This is a genomic window from Arthrobacter sp. MYb214 (assembly GCF_002979865.1).
Lineage (GTDB): Bacteria > Actinomycetota > Actinomycetes > Actinomycetales > Micrococcaceae > Glutamicibacter.
Genome location: NZ_PCPZ01000002.1, coordinates 257,572 through 275,581, shown reverse-complemented (window position 1 = coordinate 275,581; position 18,010 = coordinate 257,572). Strand labels below are relative to the sequence as shown.

The window sequence follows — 18,010 nt, the reverse complement described above, 5'->3', positions numbered from 1 at the left end:
GAATCCTGAAGAAATAGCTCGGGCGCCGGCTTCCACATGTGGAAGCCGGCGCCCGAGCTATTTGGTTTTGCTACTATTTGCGGGCCTCGTGCATGGCGACCTCAGCGGCTACCCAAGCGAGCATTGCGCACTTGACGCGTGCGGGGAACTTCGAGACGCCGACGAAGGCAGCGGCGTCTTCCAGCACCTCTTCATCCGGCTGGAAGTTTCCCTTGGAGCGCATCATCTCGCGGAAATAGTCCCTCTTCCCAAGAAATTCTTCCTTGGTCAGCTCAGGCAGCATCTCGGCCAGCACCGAGGCAGAGGCCATGGAGATGGAGCACCCATCGCCTTCCCAGCTCATCGACGTGAAATGCTCCTGGTCATCAAGCTCTACGCGGACACGGATCTGGTCGCCGCAGATCGGGTTGTGCTGGTGGGACTCGCCGTGCAGCAATCCTTCGGTGGTCTCAACCAGCGGCGAACCGATGCGGCGCTTCGAGTGGTCCAAGATGACCTGTTGGTATAGCTGATCCAATTCGTTCATTTAAACTCCAAAGTATTCGCGCACGGAGCTCAAGGCCTCAAGCAGGGCCTTGATGTCTTCTTCCGTGTTGTACAGATAGGTGCTGGCGCGGGTCGTGGAATTCACGCCCAGGGCGCGGTGCAGCGGCTGCGCACAGTGGTGGCCCACGCGTACCGCAATGCCGCGCGAGTCGAGGTATTGGCCGACATCATGCGGGTGCACCCCGATCACTTCAAACGGGACAGTACCGATACGCTGCGCGTCGGCCGGACCGAAGACGCGCACGCCTTCGATTTTCGAGATGCCCTCATAGAGCATTGCTCCGAGGTGCTCTTCCCAGGCCGCGATACGGCCCATGCCGATTTCATCCAGGTAGCTGACTGCGGTAGCCAAGCCGTGGGTCTGGGCGATGCGCTGGGTTCCGGCCTCGAAACGCTGCGGCGATGGCATGTATTCTGCGTGCTCCATGTCCACCACGGTGATCATCGATCCACCCGTGAGGAACGGTGGCATTGCGTTGAGCAGTTCTTCACGGCCGTAGAGTGCGCCGATTCCGGTTGGGCCGAGCATCTTGTGGCCGGAGAAGGCCATGAAGTCAACGTCCAGGGCTTTCACGTCGACCGGCAGGTGCGGCACGGACTGGCATCCGTCCAGCACGGTCAGGGCCCCGACCTTGCGGGCAGCGTCAACGAACTTCTGGGTATCGGTGATGGTACCCAGCACATTCGAAACGTGGGTGAAGGCAACGAGCTTGGTTTTCTCGGTAACCAGCTCATCAAGCAATTCGTAGCGCAGTGCACCATCTTCGGTGACGGGCACATAGCGCAGCGTAGCACCGGTGCGGAAAGCCAGTTCCTGCCACGGGATCAGGTTCGCGTGGTGTTCAAGTTCGGTGGTGAGGATTTCATCGCCCGGGCCCAAGCGGAATCGGGCCGCGGCCTCTCCCCCGCGCCCCAAGGAGGCATTGGACATCGAGTAGCTGATCAGGTTCAGCGCTTCGGTGGCATTGGCAGTCCACACCAGTTCGTTGGTGCGTGCACCGATGAACTTGGCGACCTTCTCGCGTGCTTCCTCATAGATCTCGGTAGCTTCAACTGCCAAGGAATGCGCACCGCGGTGTACTGCTGCGTTGGCGTTCTCGTAGTAGTGCTGCTCGGCTTCATAGACGCAACGCGGCTTCTGGCTGGTGGCGCCGGAGTCCAGGTACACAACGTCAACGCCGTTGACTTGGTGCTCCAGAATTTCAAAGTCGGCCTTGATGCGCTCAACTTCTCCAGCTGTCAACGCCTCAAGGGCTTCTGGCTGACCGGTCATCGTGTGCACGTGGTCCTCCGAATAATTGTCATGGATGCCGGACAGGCCGTGGCAAAGAATCGTCACAGGCCTATTAGGCAAGGGGTACATTGGGTAATTATTCCACTCCGGGCCTCGAAGCACATCTAAGTTAGGCCTTAGTAAGGAACGCCTCGGTCCATAGCTTTCCTAATTTAATGAAGTCGAGGACCGCTGCGGACCGTTCAAGTCCCCAGCGGTCCCCGCTTGGCTTCACCGCGCCCCATAGGGATCAGCGGTCAGCTGATATGGAATTTTGCCTGGGCAGCTTCCAATCCCGAGTTCATCAGCAATTCCACTGCGTCAGCGCAATTGTCGATCAGAAACGGAAGATCGGCCTTTTCGGTCTTGGAGAAGTCCTGCAAAACCCATTTGGCAGTATCCATGCGGCCCGGAGGGCGCCCAACGCCTGCGCGCACGCGCAGGTAGTCCTTGGAGCCCATGGCCTTTGAGATATCCCGCAGGCCGTTATGCCCGCCTTCACCGCCACCGCGCTTGAGCTTGATGGTATCGAAGGGAATGTCAATCTCGTCGTGCACGACAATCAGCCGGGCGGCATCGATGCCGAAGAACTTCGCCGCGTTAGCTACCGGCCCGCCCGAAAGATTCATGAAAACCATGGGCTTGGCCAGCACGATGCGTGGACCGCCAACCCCCATGCGTCCTTCGACAACCTGGGAACGCGAGGAGTGGGTCTTGAATTTCGAGCCGACTCGATGAGCCAGTTCATCGAGCACCATCTGCCCGATATTGTGTCTATTGCCAGCGTAGCCGGACCCGGGGTTCCCGAGTCCGGCTACGAGCCAAGTTCCATCACTCATGATGCTCAGCTAAAACCTAGTTCGCTGTAATTAGGCAGCGATGATCAGGTCCATGTGATCAACGGTGCGGTTCAGCGCGTGGATCTGGATGTCCTTGATGGTGGTCTTCACGGTCTTGCCTTCGATGTTCAGAACCAGCTCAACACCGCGGTCGCGAACGGCCAGGGTGGTTTCGCGGCCTGGAAGCAGTACGTGCTGTGGCTCGGAGCCTGCACCGTAGACAACTGCTGGGATCTGGCCATCGCGGCGAGCCTGGCGGGCAGCGCCCTTGCCGAAATCGCTACGTACAACGGCGTCAAGGTTGACAGATGCCATGATAATTCTCCTTAGGAAATGAATGCTTCGTTAAGGCCCTTGCGTGGACTCGGGAAGCATCCAACATCTAGGAGATGAAAGAGCTTTTCCGGCCTTGTCGATAACGGTCCCACCATTGCTGGTGTTTCCCTCGCCTGGGCACAGTCAACAATTCTACCAGCTGCCATCGCCAACGGGAAAACCTGTAGCGAACGCCACTATTCCTGGATTCCGCTCAACGGCTTTGGAAAATAAAAGTATCGTCCAGCGTAAAGCCGTGGGCGTCATCGCAGCGATAACCGCGCAGCCACGGCACTCCATCCACCATCCGCAGATAGAATCCGCGCGGGAATTCCTGATCGCCGGGTGCCGCGGAAGCGACGGTCAACGAATCAGCCGGCTTCTTCCCATCACTGAGCACTGAATTGTTGGAAGACGCTTGGTCTAGGAAATCCAGTCGCATATACGGGCCGGTCATGGCGGGGCACAACTTCAATCCGACGCTGACTGCGCGTTCAAGGACCTGAGTCAACGTTGCTCCGACCTCCAGACCAAGCTGTCGCAGATTACGACTTACCACGGTCACCTTTTGGGGCCGACACAACCTCATCGAAAATCCGGTGGGCTAACAGCATTTTGGCGTAGTCGTTAAGCTGAACCCCTGTTTGGACCATGCGTTGCAGTAGCTCAGCGCGTTCCAGCCCTCCCACAGCGACCTGGCGTATGCCAAGTTCCATGCTGCCCCTCTTGGTCCTTGATCCACCATAAATAATAGTTTTCCGTGTCTGTATAAGGCACCTTCACCGGGCATTTTCTCGGGCGGGGTATATGGGAATCCGAAGTGTTTGAAAACTCGGTGTTTCAAAAATTAGCCGAGTCAAGAACACGTATATCCCGTATGACGACCGGCTTGCGGGAATGTAAAAATCCTTGGCTGGCCATGAGGATTATAGGAGCATGTCACCCAAATTCAGGTCGACTGCTAGGAAACTAAATTGGGGTTCATTGATATTTGGCCGGATTCATTATTCATATTCTTTCCTTGAAATTAGTTAAGCAATCCTTACTTCTCGAATCGGCTAGTCTTTCTGGATGAAGCTAAAATCCAGCACCATCACAAGTATTCAATTGGCTTAGGCGCAGATCCTTGGCGTCCCCCCGGAAGCTCTGGAAATCGAAGGCAATCGGGTGTATCGCGAAAAGGACGATAGTGCCCTGCTCATGTTTGTTTCCTTGTTCGGAACTGGGATTCTGGTAGGCCCTTCCTGGGCGAAAGAAGCTGCCCAAAACTTGACCGACGCCGAACTTGCCAGTCATGCGAAACTGATGGAAATCAGCGCTCCATATGGCGGCCAAGCTCTCGGCGAAGCGGAACTGTATTACTGCGACACAGCACCACCGACCCCAAGTCTCCGACCGACAGCGAGCCGCCAGCAAGAGCACGCTATTGCACTGGAGAACATCTGCCTGCCCGACGATTCGGCGGAAGTAGGCTTGAGCGAGATGGAGAGTACCTTTGTCCTACTCAGCGATTGCAACAATGGGCCACAACCACTGGCGGGTGCCGGTTACGATATTTGGGAAGGAAAACTGGCTCACCTCGGAGTCCTCACAGCACCCGAGAAACGGCAAAGTGGGTTCGGTTCTAATGCTGTTGCAATCGCAATGGAACAAGCAATGAACTGCGGTCTCATTCCGCAGTGGCGCGCCCGCACGGACAATACCGCTTCGATTCGCACGGCACTCCGCGCAGGATTCGAATACGTAGGAACCCAAACCAGCGTTATTCTCGAGGCATAGCCCTTCGACTGCCCGCAGGAGGTTCCCCTTGCAGGCTCTCCTCCAGCGGGGCCGGCTATAGGGCTTGACTCCCCAGCTAGAAAAGCAGGAACAATGGGGTATTTGGATAGGCTAGGAAAATGCCATCTTCTCTAGTAATCACTGTGCATCCGCACTGGATCTCTTCAACGTTCCTTCGTGTCTTTGCTAAACCGTTCGTGTCCGTCGACGGTGTTGAACACCCCGCGCAATGGGGCGTTCCTTGGAAAAGCTTTGTAGAAGCTGGCGATCACGTCGTTAGCGCGGGCATCCGCTATCGAGGTTCTGAAAGTCTCATGGGACAATCGCCAACGACTTTCACCGTGGGGAAAGACCACGAAACTACGCTGATAGCTCGCAATGGTTTGTTGAACCATACTCCGTTCAGCCTTACTAAAATTCCGAAGAATTAGTCGTACAACGATTCAAAGTCGTATATGCCGGATCTCGGAAGTATCAGAACGGATATTGTCCCGCAATCCGTTAGTGCCCGGGCGCCTTGAAAGCCTAAAGTCGTAGCTGTTGCTCTTGAAGGTATCGTGCAGCATCGCTAGTTGCCCAACTGACGGTTTCCCCAGACGTAATTTTGCTGACTCCTACGCCAGGAACACCCCAATTCACCACCAAATACTCTGAGTTTTGAGACCCCTCGCTCGAAATGAACTGTTGGCTTTGGACTGCTCCAACTTCGCCAACTTCTAAGGTTGTTCCATCTGGAAGAACGAGAGAAGACCCTTGCAAGTTACAGCCAGGTTCTCCGAGATCGCGCAGGCCATTTGCTTCAATCAAAGCTGGAGGGCATTGCGGAAGGTCTTCATGACCCGACGGTATGCTCACTCCACCTGGCGAACACGAGCAAAGAAGCAAGCTTAAAAGTGCAATGGTGGATATAGCTGTGGCGGTTCGCATGGTCTCATGCTAACAACTGGCAATCCAGCGATGTTTGTAGCGCCGATGAGGATCCAAGGTTGATGGGTCTGCAAAAAGAAATGTGTGGAGCGCGGCGTCCCGCAGAAGGTTCCTCTGCCGGGAGCGCACTTGATGTTATTTAGCGCTGCGATCCGAACGTCAATTGTTAATAACCCTCGCAGGCTTAACCAGCATTGGGATTGTTTCCGAGTAAACGGATAAGAGATGCTTTTCGCGGAGTACCGAGCGGTTTCTCGGGCTCGGAGCCCATTTCTGCGAACAGTTCGAAGGGCCTCCCATTCGCGTGCTCCTCCACCCAACGGAGTGCCTCAGATACGTCCTGCACTCCAATCAGTACAAAAGCATCTAAGTTCCAGCTATACCCAGGACGAGGTTTTTCCCAAAAATTGACTCGGTAACAGGGCGAATCATCCGAGTCGCGTGGTTCCGCGTGAACTGTTTCTATGGCGCGCATGGGACCAATATACAAGCATGCACCAGTACGTTACTGGGAAATACTGTCGCCCTAGTTACCTTCGACTATCAGAGTCGGAGACAGCGTCCCAGCTGAGGTTCCTCTTACGGGCACTGTCAATGATCGCTTAACCGCCTCTGGCCGGCACCCTAAGGTGCCGGCCAGAGGCTTTGCGAAACGAGGGCTGCTAGGCGCGGCCGTCAAACAGGTTCGTGACCGAACCGTCGTGGAATACTTCCGAGATCGCGCGGGCGATCGTCGGGGCGATCGAGAGCACGGTGAGGTTCTCGAAACGCTTCTCTTCAGGGATTGGCAGGGTGTTGGTGACAACAACCTCGCGGGCACCGCAATCAGCCAAACGCTGGGCAGCCGGATCCGAGAAGACCGCGTGGGTAGCCGCGATGATGACGTCCTTGGCGCCGGCTTCCTTCAGCACGCGCACAGCGCCTGCGATGGTTCCGCCGGTGTCGATCATGTCGTCGATCAGGATCGCGATGCGGCCCTCCACCTGGCCAACCACGGTCTTGGACTCGGCCTGGTTAGGCACCGTCAGATCGCGGGACTTGTGGACGAAGGCCAGCGGGGTGCCGCCCAGTCGATCTGCCCACTGCTCGGCAACGCGCACGCGGCCGGTGTCAGGGGAAACCACGGTGACTTCATTTACATCGACCTTGGACTTGATGTAGTCAGCCAGCAACGGGAAGCCGAACAGGTGGTCCACCGGACCGTCGAAGAAGCCCTGGATCTGCGCGGTGTGCAGATCGCAGGAAATCACGCGGTCAGCACCGGCGGTCTTGAACAGGTCGGCAACCAGGCGGGCCGAGATCGGCTCGCGGCCGCGGCCCTTCTTGTCCTGGCGCGCGTAAGGGTAGAACGGCGCCACGACAGTGATGCGGCGGGCCGAAGCACGCTTCATCGAGTCAATCATGATCAGCTGTTCCATCAGCCAGTTGTTCGTTGGTGCTGGGTAGGACTGCAGCAGGAAAACGTCCTTGCCGCGAACCGACTCATCCGAACGCACGTAGATCTCGCCATTGGCGAAGTCGTAGGCGTTCAACGGCAGCAGTTCGGTGTCGAGTTCCTTGGCTACTTCTGCAGCCAGCTCAGGGTGCGCACGACCGGTGGCCAGCACCAGCTTCTTGTCGACGTTATGGCTGATTTCACTCATGGGGTTTGCTTTCTCGCTCGCTTCGCTATCACGTATGAGGTTGTTGTCGAGGAAATGAAGTCTGTAGCTGAATTACTCGGAAGCCGAAGAGTTCAGCGAGGACTTGAACGCTGCGTCAGCCGAGGAGGTGCCTGGGCGCTTTTCCAGCGTCCACCCCTCGGAGTTGCGCTGCGGTGCCACAGACAGTGCCAAGGCACCGGCCGGGACGTTCTTGCGGACGATGGCTCCGGCTCCGGTGTAGGCGCCGTCCCCGATTTCAACCGGGGCAACGAATACGGTGTTGGAGCTGGTGCGCACATGCGAACCGATCTTGGTGCGGTGCTTCTTTTCGCCATCGTAGTTTGCGGTGATGTTGCCGCAGCCGATATTGGTGAATTCACCGATTTCAGCATCTCCGGCGTAGCCGAGGTGCGAGAGCTTGGAGCCACGGCCAATCGTGACGTTCTTGGTTTCGTAGAAGGCGCCGATCTTGCCATCCGCACCGAGGTCGGTGCCGGGACGCAGGTAGGCGAACGGGCCAACCGAGGCGCCATCAGCGATGCGCGAGTCGGTGGCGTCGGTGCGCTTCACGGTAGCGCGCTGGCCAACAACCACGTTGGTCAGGGTGCTGTCCGGGCCAACAGTGGCATTGGCGCCGATGATGGTCTCGCCGTGCAGCTGGGTGCCTGGCTTGAGGGTGGCGTCCTGGCCGATCATGACGTCAGCGTCGATCCACGTGGTCGCCGGATCAACGATGGTCACGCCCTGGCGCATCCAGAATTCGGTCTTGCGCTCGTTGTAGATGCGGGCCAGATTGGAAACCTGGACGCGGTCGTTGGCGCCCTCGATCTGCCAGCGGTCAGCGATCTGCGAGGAGGCGACGCGGCCACCGCGTGCGCGGGCGATGGCGAGCACATCGGTCAGGTACATTTCGCCCTGCGCATTTTCGGTGGTGACCTCGGTCAGCGCCGAACGCAGGATCTGGGCATCGAAAGCGTAGATGCCGGAGTTGATTTCCTTGATCAGCAGTTCTTCTGCCGAAGCGTCCTTCTGCTCGCGGATTCCTGCCACCTCGCCCTGTTCATCGCGCAGGATGCGGCCGTAGCCGTTAGGGTCATCCAATTCGGTGGTCAGCACGGTCACGGAGTTGCGGTTCGACTCGTGCGTAGCAACCAGTTCCTGGAGCACCTCGCTGGTGAGCAACGGCACATCGCCATAGGTCACCACAACGGTGCCTTCAAGCGATGGGTCCACGGCTTCCAAGCCCAACTGCACGGCGCGGCCGGTACCCGGGATTTCATCCTGGTCGGCAATGGTGATGGAAGGGAACTGTCCCAGAATGTGCTCTGCGACCAGATCACGCTGGTGGCGGACCACCGCTACCAGGTTCTGCGGCTCCAACGCGGAAGCCGCGTAGAGTGCGTGGCCAATCATCGACCGACCTGCGATTTCATGCATGATCTTCGGCTTCGCCGATTTCATGCGAGTGCCAGCGCCGGCGGCTAGGACGATGACAGCTACTGGTGCGTTGACCTGATCACTCAAGTGCATTCTCCTGCAAATTGGATTCAAGGTTTTGGGCAGAGAAGTAAAACCTCAAAGCAAGTCTATCGCGAGCTCCGGGGTGCGCTGAAACTGGTTAAAAAATAAAAGCGCCACTTGCGTGACGCTTCATCATTGGTTCCGCCCCTAGGATTCGAACCTAGAATGCACAGCTCCAAAGGCTGGCGTGTTGCCATTACACCAGGGCGGAAAATGGCTTGCGCAGGTCATGCCCGACAAGCACGCTAATTATTCTGCCATGATCAGCCCGATGTGCGAAATCGCAAAACACCGTAGCTAAACTCACTTTTATTCTCTGCTTTAAACTGCCCAAGCCCCCTGGCACGGCACACGCTCAGATGGTCCTGCCAGGGCCTCGATTTGCTCCCGGAACGTAAAATGGAAATTGTGGCTCATTTACTCGGGGGCGAAGCCCTACATCTGGAATATCCCACCCATGTCGTTTTCGACTCGGTAACCATCGGCATTTCCGATGGCGACCGCATCGGCCTGGTGGGTCGCAACGGCGAAGGCAAGTCCTCGCTGCTCGGCATGCTCTCTGACAGGATCGAGCCCAACTCCGGGCGTGTTACCAAGCGCAACGGCCTGCGCGTGGGCGTGCTGGACCAGTCGGACACCCTGGATCCCGAAGCGACCGTGCACTTCTGCGTGGTGGGCGAGATGGACGACCACGAGTGGGCCGGCGAAGCGCGCATCCGCGACATCATCTCCGGGCTGGTCGCCGACCTGGACTGGGAAGCGAAGGTCAGCACCCTCTCCGGCGGCCAGCGCCGCCGCGTGGCTCTGGCCGCGCTGCTGGTGCAGGACTGGGACGTCGTCATCCTGGACGAACCGACCAACCACCTGGATGTCGAAGGCATCTCCTGGCTCGCCGAGCACATCAATAACCGCTGGTCCAAGAACGCCGGCGGCCTGATGGTCGTCACCCACGACCGCTGGTTCCTCGACGCGGTCTGCACCACCACCTGGGAAGTGCACGACCGCCTGGTCGAGCCCTTCGAGGGCGGTTACGCCGCCTACGTGCTGCAGCGCGTGGAACGCGACCGCATCGCCGCGGTCACCGAAAACAAGCGCCAGAACATGATGAAGAAGGAACTGGCCTGGCTGCGCCGCGGCGCCCCGGCCCGTACCTCCAAGCCGAAGTTCCGCATTGAGGCAGCCAACCAGCTGATCGCCGATGTCCCGCCGGCACGCAACCCGCTGGAGTTGCAGAAGATGGCCACCAGCCGGCTGGGCAAGGACGTCATCGACCTGCTGGACACGGAGGTCTCCTTCGGCGCCAAGCAAGTACTCAAGCCCTTCACCTGGCGCATCGGCCCGGGCGAACGCACCGGCCTGCTCGGTGCCAACGGTGCCGGCAAATCCACCTTGCTGGGCCTGATCGCCGGGACCGTGGAGCCAACTGGCGGCAAGATCAAGCGCGGCCAGACCGTGAAGCTGGCCGTGCTGGACCAGCAGTTCCGCGAACTGGAGCAGATCGGCCAGGACAAGGTCCGCGAAATCCTCGCCCGCTACCGCACCACGTTCAATGTGGATGGCAAGGACCTGACCCCGGCCCAGCTGCTGGAGCGCTTGGGCTTCTCCTCGGCACACCTGTCGACCAAGGTTGCTGAACTCTCCGGCGGCCAGCGCCGCCGCTTGCAGCTGCTGATGATCCTGATGGATGAGCCCAACGTGATGATCCTCGATGAGCCCACCAATGATGTCGATACCGACATGCTGGCGGCCCTGGAAGACCTGCTGGATTCCTGGCCCGGCACCTTGATCGTGGTCTCCCACGACCGCTACCTGCTCGAACGCGTCACCGACCAGCAGTACGCGATCCTGAACGGCAACTTCCGCCACGTGCCCGGCGGCGTGGACGAGTACCTGTTGCTGCGAGCTGCCGAAGGTTCCACTGGCGGGTCCAATCCTTCGCAGGCTTCTTCCGAAACTGCCGCCAAGCCTGCTGGCCCTTCGGGCGCAGAGCTGCGTGCCGCGCAGAAGGAACTGAATGCCAATGAACGCAAGGTCGGCCAGCTAGAGGAAAAGATCGCCAAGGTCCACGCCAAGATGGCCGATCATGACCAGAGCGACTATGAAGGGCTGGGCAAATTCACCGCTGAGATCAACGAGTACCAATCGCAGATCGACGAGTTGGAAGAGCGCTGGCTGGAACTGTCCGAGCTGCTCGGATAGCGCTTCTGCCTTGACGCAGGCGAAGGGCTCGGAAACTTTCGGTTTCCGAGCCCTTCGCTGATCCACGAGTTTTTGCCCCATCCGCCAAAGATCGTGGCAGACTGGCGAACATGGGAATTGTGATCATGGAGGGCCGGTTGCTGTGCGCGGACGCGGCTGAGGCTGAATTGGTGGAGAAATTGCTGCCGGAGCATATACGCCTCACCAAGGCGGAAAACGGCTGCATTTCTTTCTCTGTCACGCAAACCGGCGATCCCTGGGTCTGGCTGGTGCACGAGGAATTCGAAGACAGCGCCGCTTTCGAGGCCCACCAGCAGCGGGCCGCGAAGAGCGAATGGGGCCAGGCTACCTCCGGATTGCAACGAATCTACAAGATCAAGGGCTTATAGCCAGGTGCATTTTGAAGCCCACATGCGACGCGGTAAATCCTAGCCCCTCGTAAAAGCGGTGCGCGTCCTGGCGTTGCGCGTCGCTTGTCAGCTGGACCAGCGGAATTCTCTTGCTTTCGGCTTCGGAAATGGCCCAGCGGATCATTTCCGTTCCCAGGCCCCCGCCGCGCAACGCGCTTGCCACGCGCACTGCCTCGATCTGCATCCGCTTAGCTCCCCTGCGCGCAAGACCCGGCAACATGGTCAGCTGCATCGTGCCGGCAATGGCTCCGTCATTGCCCTCCACCACGATCAGCGTATGCGCTGGGTCTGCGTGAATCTCGTTGAAAGCCTCCAAATACTGTTCCCCGGCGTCCCCAGCGTCCGCATGCTCTGCACGACGGATCTCATCATCTGCCATCAAGGCAATGATCTGTTCAAGATCCGTTGCCCGTGCTTCGCGCAGGAGGTAGTTCTGGCCGCGTGCCGACAAGCTGCAGGCGCCCATGGGCTCCTCGCGCACCTCAGGCACGGGCCCTGGGCGTACGCGCCGCACCCACCGAGATGGCCATGACGATGATTCCGGCACCTTGCAGTGCCCAGCCAAGGATTCCGGCCTGCATCAGCGTGATCATCAAGACGCCAGAAATAATGAGCACTAGTGCTAGTGCGCAAACATAGATTCCACGTTTATCAAGTCCCATGGCCACAGCCTATGTCCCGCAGTGCCAGCGCTCAAGGCTTTCCGGTGATTCTATCGGCCAGCACGGCCAGCGGCGAGGAGCTCCCCCGTCCCTTCAGTTCGCTTCGATCTGCGGCACCATAGGCTGCATAGAGCCCCTTGGTTGCCAGCCAGCGCAGTGGTTCCGGCTCCCATTTGCGCACCTGGTGATTGACCCACGGCAGATTGGCCAATTCAGTGCTTTCCCCGAGGATCAAGTCGCGCAAGGTTCGTCCGGCCAGGTTCGCTGCGCCGACCCCGGTGCCGACATAGCCGCCGGCCCAGCCCAGTCCGGTCGCCGGGTCCAGCCCAACGGTAGCGGCCCAGTCCCGCGGCACTCCCAGTACCCCGGACCAGGCATGATCGATTCTCGAATTCCGGGTCTGCGGGAACATGCGGTGCAGGATTTCCTGCAGTCCCTCCACGGTGCTTTGCGGCGTCTGGCCATCGGCATCCGTGCGCGAACCATATTTATACGGCATTCCCCGGCCTCCGATGGCAATGCGGTTATCCGCGGTGCGCTGGGCATACATGTAGACGTGGGCGTAGTCCCCCAGCACCTCGCCGTTGTTCCATGCCAGTTCGTCCCAGATGGATGGAGCTAGCGGTTCGGTGGCAATCAAGGACGAATTCATCGGGAGCCACAAGCGCTTGTGTCCTGCTAGCCCGGCAGTAAACCCTTCGGTGGCACGGATGATGTACTCGGCGTCCAATGACCCACCGTCGAATTCGATGCGGCGTGCGCGCAGTGTGGTGGCGCGGGTGTTTTCATAGATCCGTACGCCGAGCCGCTCCACGGCTTCGGCGAGTCCGCGTACCAGTTTTGCAGGATGGATCCTGGCCGCGTGCGGATGCCACAGCCCGGCCCGGGCATTGGCGACGTTGATCTTGCCTTGCGCTGCCTCGGCTTCCAGCAATTCGGTGTGCGTGTGTTCCCATTGCGCGTCGGCCATGGCATCGGCGCGCAAGCGCTTTTCCTGGGCAGGGGTGTAGGCAACTTCGAGTTCGCCGCCCTGCAGGATATCTGCATCGATCCCCTCGGCAGCGCACACCTCGATGACCTCGGCGACGGTCCGGTTCATGGCCAGCTGGAAGTCATTGACTGCTTGCCTGCCATGGGATTTCAGGTAGCGTTCGCGGCCAGCGGTGATGGTGTTGGTCAGCCATCCCCCATTGCGCCCCGAGGCGCCGTAGCCCACGTGCCGGGCTTCGAGGATCGTGATGCGAAGATCCGTGTTGGCCTTGGCCAGGTAATAGGCGGTCCACAGTCCGGTGAACCCGGCACCGATGATGGCGACATCTGCGGTGCCCTGACCGCGTAATTGCTGGCGTGGCTCTGGCAGGCCGATGTCTTCCCACCAGTGCGAGACGCGTCCATTGAGCATGTTGTATTCCGCCCCAGATCCAAAATGAATGGCTCTCAATAATTGCCTTGGGACTCAGCCTAGGGCCGGGCCCAGGGCGCAACAAGAGGGGTGGCGGAAAATGATGCAGGAAATCCCTGCCCGGCCCAAGGCCAGACAGGGACTTCCGGAAAAATTATTCGGAAACGGTGATGTGCGCTCCGGGCGCTGGAGCGGTCACCGGGATGGTAGCGACGCCCACCTCATCGCCCAATTGGGCCATGACCTCTTCAGCATGCTCGGCATCTTCGACCAGCAGAGCCAAGGTCGGCCCCGAACCGGAAACCATGGCTCGCAGGGCACCGGCGCCTTCTGCCATATCGCGCATGGTGCCTAGTTCCGGGGCAAGGGCCAAGGAAGCCTGGGTCAGGTCATTGGCCAGTATCTGGGCCAAGGCTGGCGCGTCCGAAGCCATCAGCGCTTCGATGACCGCTGGATCGATTTCCTGCGGGACTTCGATCTCCGTGCCGGAACGCAACCGATCGAGCATGCCATAGACTCGCGGGGTCGATAGGCCAAAGCTGGCCGGGATCAGCACCCAATGGGTCTTGGCACGAGTCAGCAACGGGGCAAGCTTGTCGCCGATGCCCAGGCCGATGGCGGCCCCGCCCATCAAGGCGAAAGGCACGTCAGCACCGAGGCGTGCGCCCAAGCGGCCGAGTTCTTCCCGGTCCAGCCCGGTTCCCCACAATTCGTTGCAGGCTACCAGGGTGGCCGCCGCGTCTGCAGAGCCTCCACCCATTCCGCCGGCGATCGGGACGCGCTTGGTGATGTGCAGGTTCGCTCCGAGGCTGCAGCCCGTGTGCTCACGAAGCAGCTGGGCTGCCTGGTGCACCAGATTGCCTGCGCCCAACGGAAAGCTTTCCGGTTCGGAGACCACAGGGGAATTCGGTTCCAGGCTCAGCTGCAATTCCCCGTCGGTGCGCAGCGTCGCTTCAATCTGCTCGGCCAGGGAGACCGCGACGTAGAGGCTCGCCACTTCGTGGTATCCGTCTTCGCGAGGAGGACCGACCTTGAAGTAGCAGTTGATTTTGCCCGGTGCGGTCGCGATGACACGCTGCTTAGACATGCTTATGCCTCGCTAGCTGGAGCTTCAGCGGGAATATCCTGTGCGGCACGGGCAATGTCGATGTACTGGTCAATATCCAGCTTCTCGCCGCGTTCCTTCGGATCAATGCCCGCTGCTACCAGGATCTGTTCGGCACGAGCACCGGAGCCTGCCCAGCCGGAGAGGGCAGCACGCAGCGTCTTGCGGCGCTGGGCGAAGGCTGCATCGATGATGGCGAAGACTTCCTTGCGATCCGGGGCGTCGCTGCGGTCCTTGTCGCGGGTGAACCCCACCAGGCCGGAGTGGATCTTCGGCGCTGGCCAGAAGACGTTCATGCCGATCACGCCAGCCTTGCGCATGGTTCCGTACCAGGCGCCCTTCACCGATGGGACGCCATAGATCTTATTGCCCGGGGTGGCGGCCATCCGGTCGGCAACTTCGTCCTGCACCATAACCAAGCCATTGCGGATGGAAGGGAAGTGCTCCAGCAGGTGCAGCACCACCGGGACGGCAACGTTATAGGGAAGGTTGGCGACCAGCGAGGTTGGCTCGCCGGGAAGTTCGGTGACCTTCATGGCGTCGGAAAGGATCACGGTCAGATCGTCTTCTCGGCCAGGGCGGAACTCTGCCATGGTCTGCGGCAGTCGCTTTGCCAGGGGTGGATCGATCTCCACGGCCACGACCTTGGCGGCGGCATCCATGATGCCCAGGGTCAGGGAACCTAGGCCCGGGCCTACTTCCAGCACTGTTTCGGATGGGTCGACTTTGGCGGCGGCGACAATGCGGCGGATGGTGTTCCCATCGATCACAAAATTCTGCCCCAGCGTCTTGGTAGGGCGGATTCCCAGCTCTTCGGCCAGACGACGGATTTCGGTGGCCCCAAGCAGCGGCAAAGATTCCTTAGACATCACAAATCCAATTCTAGTTCAGCTAAATTGATCCAAACATAACAACGCGACGCATCCACCGTGATGGTGGACGCGTCGCGTTGTTATTCGGCTTTTGCTTTTAGCGCAGGCCCAGCTTGGACGAGCACGATGGCCAGTGGCCCCAGCCGCCTGATCGACGCAGCACTTCAGCTGCAGCGATCTGCTCCTGCGGAGTTGCCTGGTGCGGCAGCGGTGCGTACTTGGTGCCACCCACATTGCGCCACGACGATGCAGAGAACTGCAGTCCGCCGTAGTAGCCGTTGCCGGTGTTGATCGACCAGTTGCCGCCGGATTCGCACTTGGCCAGGGCAGCCCAAGTCGAGGAGATGCTGCTCGGGGTTGGAGTGTTCTTGGAAGTTGAAGTTTCCTTCTTCTCTTCCTTGGTGCCAACACGGATTTCCTCGGCAACGGGCTTCTTGGTGACCTTGGACTTGAGGACTTCTTCCTCGCCCTTCTTGCCGTTGCGGGTTTCCTGGCGCAGGGTCAGCTCACGCTCGCCCTTCTTGCCTTCGGTCTTGACCTCGGTGTCGCCCTTATCCAACGAGCTGTCCTTGACCTTCTTGGTCTCGAAGTCGATGTCGCGCGTTTCGTCCCACGTCTTGACCGTTACGTCGATCACCTCGACAGTGGTGCCCGCGGCCAGCTTGACGCTGTCCTTGACGTCCTTGTCGGTTTCGTCCTTGATCTTGACGTTGATTTCGTCGTTGCCGTCGACCTTGATCTTCTCGTCGGCAAGCAATTGCTTGACGGTCAAAGCAGTCGTTGCGATTTTCTTCTTCTTGTCCTTGACGACCAGGGTCATTTCCTTGGGAGTGATGACTTCCAATTCATCGCTCAAGGCTGCGAGCTGCATGTCCTCATCGAGGGAAACCTCGGAATCCTTATCCAGGTCGAGCTGTTCAACCACGTCGGCAACGGTCATGCCGGTAGTGTGCACAACGCGCTCGGTGCCATCCACGGTTACTTCGATCGACTTGTTGCGCTTGATATCAACAAGCTGCTGGTCGGCAAGCTCGGAATCCAGTGCTGCGGAGATCTCGTCGCGCTCAGCCAAGGCAACGTCCTGCTGTTCCAGCAGTGCGCCAACGGTGGCAGCACGGGTGGTGATTTCCTGGCGCTGGCCGTCCACCGACATGACGACCGATTTCTGGCCAGAAATATAGAAAACAGCACCGGCAATAACCACAGCTACGGCGAGCGCCTGAGCCAGGTATTTCACCCAGGTCTTCTTGAGCAAGTGAGTCACGGTAATGAGGTCCCCATCGTTTGTAGACCCAACTGCGGGAATCCTGTCAGGATCTCCGGTTGGGCCCGGCAGTGTTCGCTGCCTGTCCTTCAGTCAAAGTTGCGCCGTGTTTCCACTTGCAGCAAGGCGTGAGGATCAGGCTGTCCTGAACACACCGTGCCGAAAATAGGCGGGGGCGGTACCGGACATCTCATCCACCGTAACCGAATTGTTATATTTGTGGCAAGTGTCCTGTAACGAGACACACAACCTCCGGGTCTAGAATTCTCCGTACACTTCTCGCGTATTCGCATCGATCCGGGTGCAGAATTCGGCCAGATCGATCCCCTTGGTTTCCGCCAAGAACCTAGTCGTGTACGGAATCATGTAGCTGGCGTTCGGGCGGCCCCGGAAGGGGTGCGGCGTCAAGAACGGTGCGTCGGTTTCTACCAGAAGCAGTTCTGGATCCGCCAGCGCCAAGGCCTCGCGAAGATCATGCGAATTCTTGAATGTCACAGTTCCAGAGAACGACATGTACCAGCCGTTGTCGTTGCAGATCCGGGCTAATGCCGCGTCCCCAGAGAAGCAGTGGAAGACCACTTTCCCCGGCAATGGCGCGTCCTTGAGCACACGAACCACGTCCTCATGGGCATCCCGGTCATGGATCTGCAGGGCCTTGCCCTGCTCCACCGCAATGCGCAGATGCTCCCGGAAGGAATGCTCCTGGGCGCCCCGTCCGTCTTCACCGGTACGGAAGTAGTCCAACCCGGTTTCGCCAATTGCACGCACCCGCGGATCCGCGGCAAGTTCTTCGATCCGCGCGATCGCTCCTTCCAGCTCCCCGCGTTCAGCCAGACGCGCGGCATCGTTGGGGTGAATGGCTACCGCGGCCAGGATATTCGAGTACTCGTTAGCTACCTGGACCGCGTATTCCGATGACTCCACGTCGCAGCCGACCTGGATCAGCCCTTTCACGCCAACAGCTGCCGCCGCCGCCAGGGCATCGGCAGCCGTGACCTTCACAGTTCCGTCAAGGAAATCCAGATGCGTATGGTTATCGACCACTGGCATTGGAAGCGCTTCTGGCGCTTCCGGGTACTGCAAATTGCGCTGGCTTCCGCCCTTTTCATTGCCAGAAGCACGCGACCGCTCCCCCTGCTCTGCTGCAGCGGCTTGCTCCGTCGGGCGGTAGGCCTCGGGAACCAGGGTGGGATCAGTGTGCTTCTTCTTGGACACGGTTATCCTTTGCGCGTGAATACTGGGATCGAATCTGT

Annotated in this window: 17 protein-coding genes, 1 tRNA gene and 1 pseudogene; 4 read left to right on the top strand and 15 right to left on the bottom strand. The window is 59.3% G+C overall.

The window, feature by feature from the left end; translation table 11 throughout:
• Nucleotides 1-73: 73 nt before the first annotated feature.
• From sufU to CQ012_RS06985, 5 genes and pseudogenes are all read right to left on the bottom strand, one after another.
• Nucleotides 74-526 (bottom strand): Fe-S cluster assembly sulfur transfer protein SufU, encoded by a 453-nt coding sequence (sufU, locus tag CQ012_RS07005; protein ID WP_105657105.1) that lies wholly within the window; start codon nt 524-526, stop codon nt 74-76.
• Nucleotides 527-1,819: a SufS family cysteine desulfurase gene (locus tag CQ012_RS07000; RefSeq protein ID WP_105657292.1), complete on the bottom strand. Its 1,293-nt coding sequence runs from the start codon at nt 1,817-1,819 to the stop codon at nt 527-529.
• A 257-nt stretch (nt 1,820-2,076) separates the two neighbouring features.
• Nucleotides 2,077-2,658: an aminoacyl-tRNA hydrolase gene (gene pth / locus CQ012_RS06995; RefSeq protein WP_105657104.1), complete on the bottom strand. Its 582-nt coding sequence runs from the start codon at nt 2,656-2,658 to the stop codon at nt 2,077-2,079.
• 42 nt (nt 2,659-2,700) lie between these two features.
• Nucleotides 2,701-2,973: pseudogene (locus CQ012_RS06990) on the bottom strand (50S ribosomal protein L25); the annotation flags it as partial.
• Between the two features lie 214 nt (nt 2,974-3,187).
• A complete protein-coding gene (locus CQ012_RS06985; protein ID WP_146112922.1) occupies nt 3,188-3,484 on the bottom strand; it encodes a hypothetical protein in 297 nt (98 codons plus the stop codon).
• Between the two features lie 656 nt (nt 3,485-4,140).
• Between CQ012_RS06985 and CQ012_RS06980 the strand changes: the two genes are divergently transcribed.
• Both CQ012_RS06980 and CQ012_RS17400 read left to right on the top strand, forming a co-directional pair.
• Entirely contained in the window at nt 4,141-4,752 is a 612-nt protein-coding gene (locus tag CQ012_RS06980) for a GNAT family N-acetyltransferase (protein WP_105661733.1), read from the top strand.
• Between the two features lie 119 nt (nt 4,753-4,871).
• Nucleotides 4,872-5,183, top strand: coding sequence for a hypothetical protein (locus CQ012_RS17400; protein ID WP_146112921.1), 312 nt, complete (start codon nt 4,872-4,874; stop codon nt 5,181-5,183).
• A gap of 1,158 nt (nt 5,184-6,341) precedes the next feature.
• Here the strand turns inward: CQ012_RS17400 and CQ012_RS06970 are convergent.
• The 3 genes from CQ012_RS06970 to CQ012_RS06960 form a co-directional block, all read right to left on the bottom strand.
• Nucleotides 6,342-7,322 (bottom strand): ribose-phosphate diphosphokinase, encoded by a 981-nt coding sequence (locus tag CQ012_RS06970; RefSeq protein ID WP_105657098.1) that lies wholly within the window; start codon nt 7,320-7,322, stop codon nt 6,342-6,344.
• Nucleotides 7,323-7,394: 72 nt separating this feature from the next.
• The gene (gene glmU, locus CQ012_RS06965; RefSeq protein ID WP_388024133.1) at nt 7,395-8,846 is read right to left on the bottom strand and encodes a bifunctional UDP-N-acetylglucosamine diphosphorylase/glucosamine-1-phosphate N-acetyltransferase GlmU; all 1,452 of its coding nucleotides are present in this window, start codon (nt 8,844-8,846) and stop codon (nt 7,395-7,397) included.
• Nucleotides 8,847-8,979: 133 nt separating this feature from the next.
• Nucleotides 8,980-9,054 (bottom strand) — tRNA-Gln (locus CQ012_RS06960).
• Between the two features lie 197 nt (nt 9,055-9,251).
• Between CQ012_RS06960 and CQ012_RS06955 the strand changes: the two genes are divergently transcribed.
• Both CQ012_RS06955 and CQ012_RS06950 read left to right on the top strand, forming a co-directional pair.
• The gene (locus tag CQ012_RS06955) at nt 9,252-11,042 is read left to right on the top strand and encodes an ABC-F family ATP-binding cassette domain-containing protein (RefSeq protein ID WP_105661906.1); all 1,791 of its coding nucleotides are present in this window, start codon (nt 9,252-9,254) and stop codon (nt 11,040-11,042) included.
• A gap of 110 nt (nt 11,043-11,152) precedes the next feature.
• Entirely contained in the window at nt 11,153-11,431 is a 279-nt protein-coding gene (locus CQ012_RS06950; RefSeq protein WP_105661730.1) for a putative quinol monooxygenase, read from the top strand.
• On the opposite strand, the gene CQ012_RS06945 is transcribed toward CQ012_RS06950, so the two are convergent.
• From CQ012_RS06945 to CQ012_RS06920, 7 genes are all read right to left on the bottom strand, one after another.
• Nucleotides 11,418-11,918: a GNAT family N-acetyltransferase gene (locus CQ012_RS06945; RefSeq protein WP_105661729.1), complete on the bottom strand. Its 501-nt coding sequence runs from the start codon at nt 11,916-11,918 to the stop codon at nt 11,418-11,420. The two genes, CQ012_RS06950 and CQ012_RS06945, sit on opposite strands and share 14 nt — an antisense overlap.
• Before the next feature lie 16 nt (nt 11,919-11,934).
• Nucleotides 11,935-12,114 (bottom strand): hypothetical protein, encoded by a 180-nt coding sequence (locus CQ012_RS17395; RefSeq protein WP_133833061.1) that lies wholly within the window; start codon nt 12,112-12,114, stop codon nt 11,935-11,937.
• A gap of 31 nt (nt 12,115-12,145) precedes the next feature.
• A complete protein-coding gene (locus tag CQ012_RS06940) occupies nt 12,146-13,516 on the bottom strand; it encodes an NAD(P)/FAD-dependent oxidoreductase (protein WP_105661728.1) in 1,371 nt (456 codons plus the stop codon).
• A 154-nt stretch (nt 13,517-13,670) separates the two neighbouring features.
• Nucleotides 13,671-14,603, bottom strand: coding sequence for a 4-(cytidine 5'-diphospho)-2-C-methyl-D-erythritol kinase (locus CQ012_RS06935; RefSeq protein WP_105661727.1), 933 nt, complete (start codon nt 14,601-14,603; stop codon nt 13,671-13,673).
• A gap of 2 nt (nt 14,604-14,605) precedes the next feature.
• A complete protein-coding gene (gene rsmA, locus CQ012_RS06930) occupies nt 14,606-15,490 on the bottom strand; it encodes a 16S rRNA (adenine(1518)-N(6)/adenine(1519)-N(6))-dimethyltransferase RsmA (protein ID WP_105657482.1) in 885 nt (294 codons plus the stop codon).
• A 100-nt stretch (nt 15,491-15,590) separates the two neighbouring features.
• Nucleotides 15,591-16,757: a resuscitation-promoting factor gene (locus CQ012_RS06925; protein WP_105657481.1), complete on the bottom strand. Its 1,167-nt coding sequence runs from the start codon at nt 16,755-16,757 to the stop codon at nt 15,591-15,593.
• Between the two features lie 258 nt (nt 16,758-17,015).
• On the bottom strand, nt 17,016-17,972 hold the full coding sequence (locus tag CQ012_RS06920; protein WP_286134587.1) for a TatD family hydrolase: 957 nt from the start codon (nt 17,970-17,972) through the stop codon (nt 17,016-17,018).
• Between the last annotated feature and the right edge of the window lie 38 nt (nt 17,973-18,010).

What these genes read in the sequence shown, in the direction of transcription:
- CQ012_RS06935 (WP_105661727.1), bottom strand. Translation starts at nt 14,603, where the DNA reads ATGTCTAAGCAGCGTGTCATCGCGACCGCACCGGGCAAAATCAACTGC.
- CQ012_RS06950 (WP_105661730.1), top strand. Translation starts at nt 11,153, where the DNA reads ATGGGAATTGTGATCATGGAGGGCCGGTTGCTGTGCGCGGACGCGGCT.
- CQ012_RS17400 (WP_146112921.1), top strand. Translation starts at nt 4,872, where the DNA reads ATGCCATCTTCTCTAGTAATCACTGTGCATCCGCACTGGATCTCTTCA.
- CQ012_RS17395 (WP_133833061.1), bottom strand. Translation starts at nt 12,114, where the DNA reads ATGGGACTTGATAAACGTGGAATCTATGTTTGCGCACTAGCACTAGTG.
- sufU (WP_105657105.1), bottom strand. Translation starts at nt 526, where the DNA reads ATGAACGAATTGGATCAGCTATACCAACAGGTCATCTTGGACCACTCG.
- rsmA (WP_105657482.1), bottom strand. Translation starts at nt 15,490, where the DNA reads ATGTCTAAGGAATCTTTGCCGCTGCTTGGGGCCACCGAAATCCGTCGT.
- CQ012_RS06940 (WP_105661728.1), bottom strand. Translation starts at nt 13,516, where the DNA reads ATGCTCAATGGACGCGTCTCGCACTGGTGGGAAGACATCGGCCTGCCA.
- CQ012_RS06970 (WP_105657098.1), bottom strand. Translation starts at nt 7,322, where the DNA reads ATGAGTGAAATCAGCCATAACGTCGACAAGAAGCTGGTGCTGGCCACC.
- CQ012_RS06945 (WP_105661729.1), bottom strand. Translation starts at nt 11,918, where the DNA reads ATGGGCGCCTGCAGCTTGTCGGCACGCGGCCAGAACTACCTCCTGCGC.
- pth (WP_105657104.1), bottom strand. Translation starts at nt 2,658, where the DNA reads ATGAGTGATGGAACTTGGCTCGTAGCCGGACTCGGGAACCCCGGGTCC.
- CQ012_RS07000 (WP_105657292.1), bottom strand. Translation starts at nt 1,819, where the DNA reads ATGACCGGTCAGCCAGAAGCCCTTGAGGCGTTGACAGCTGGAGAAGTT.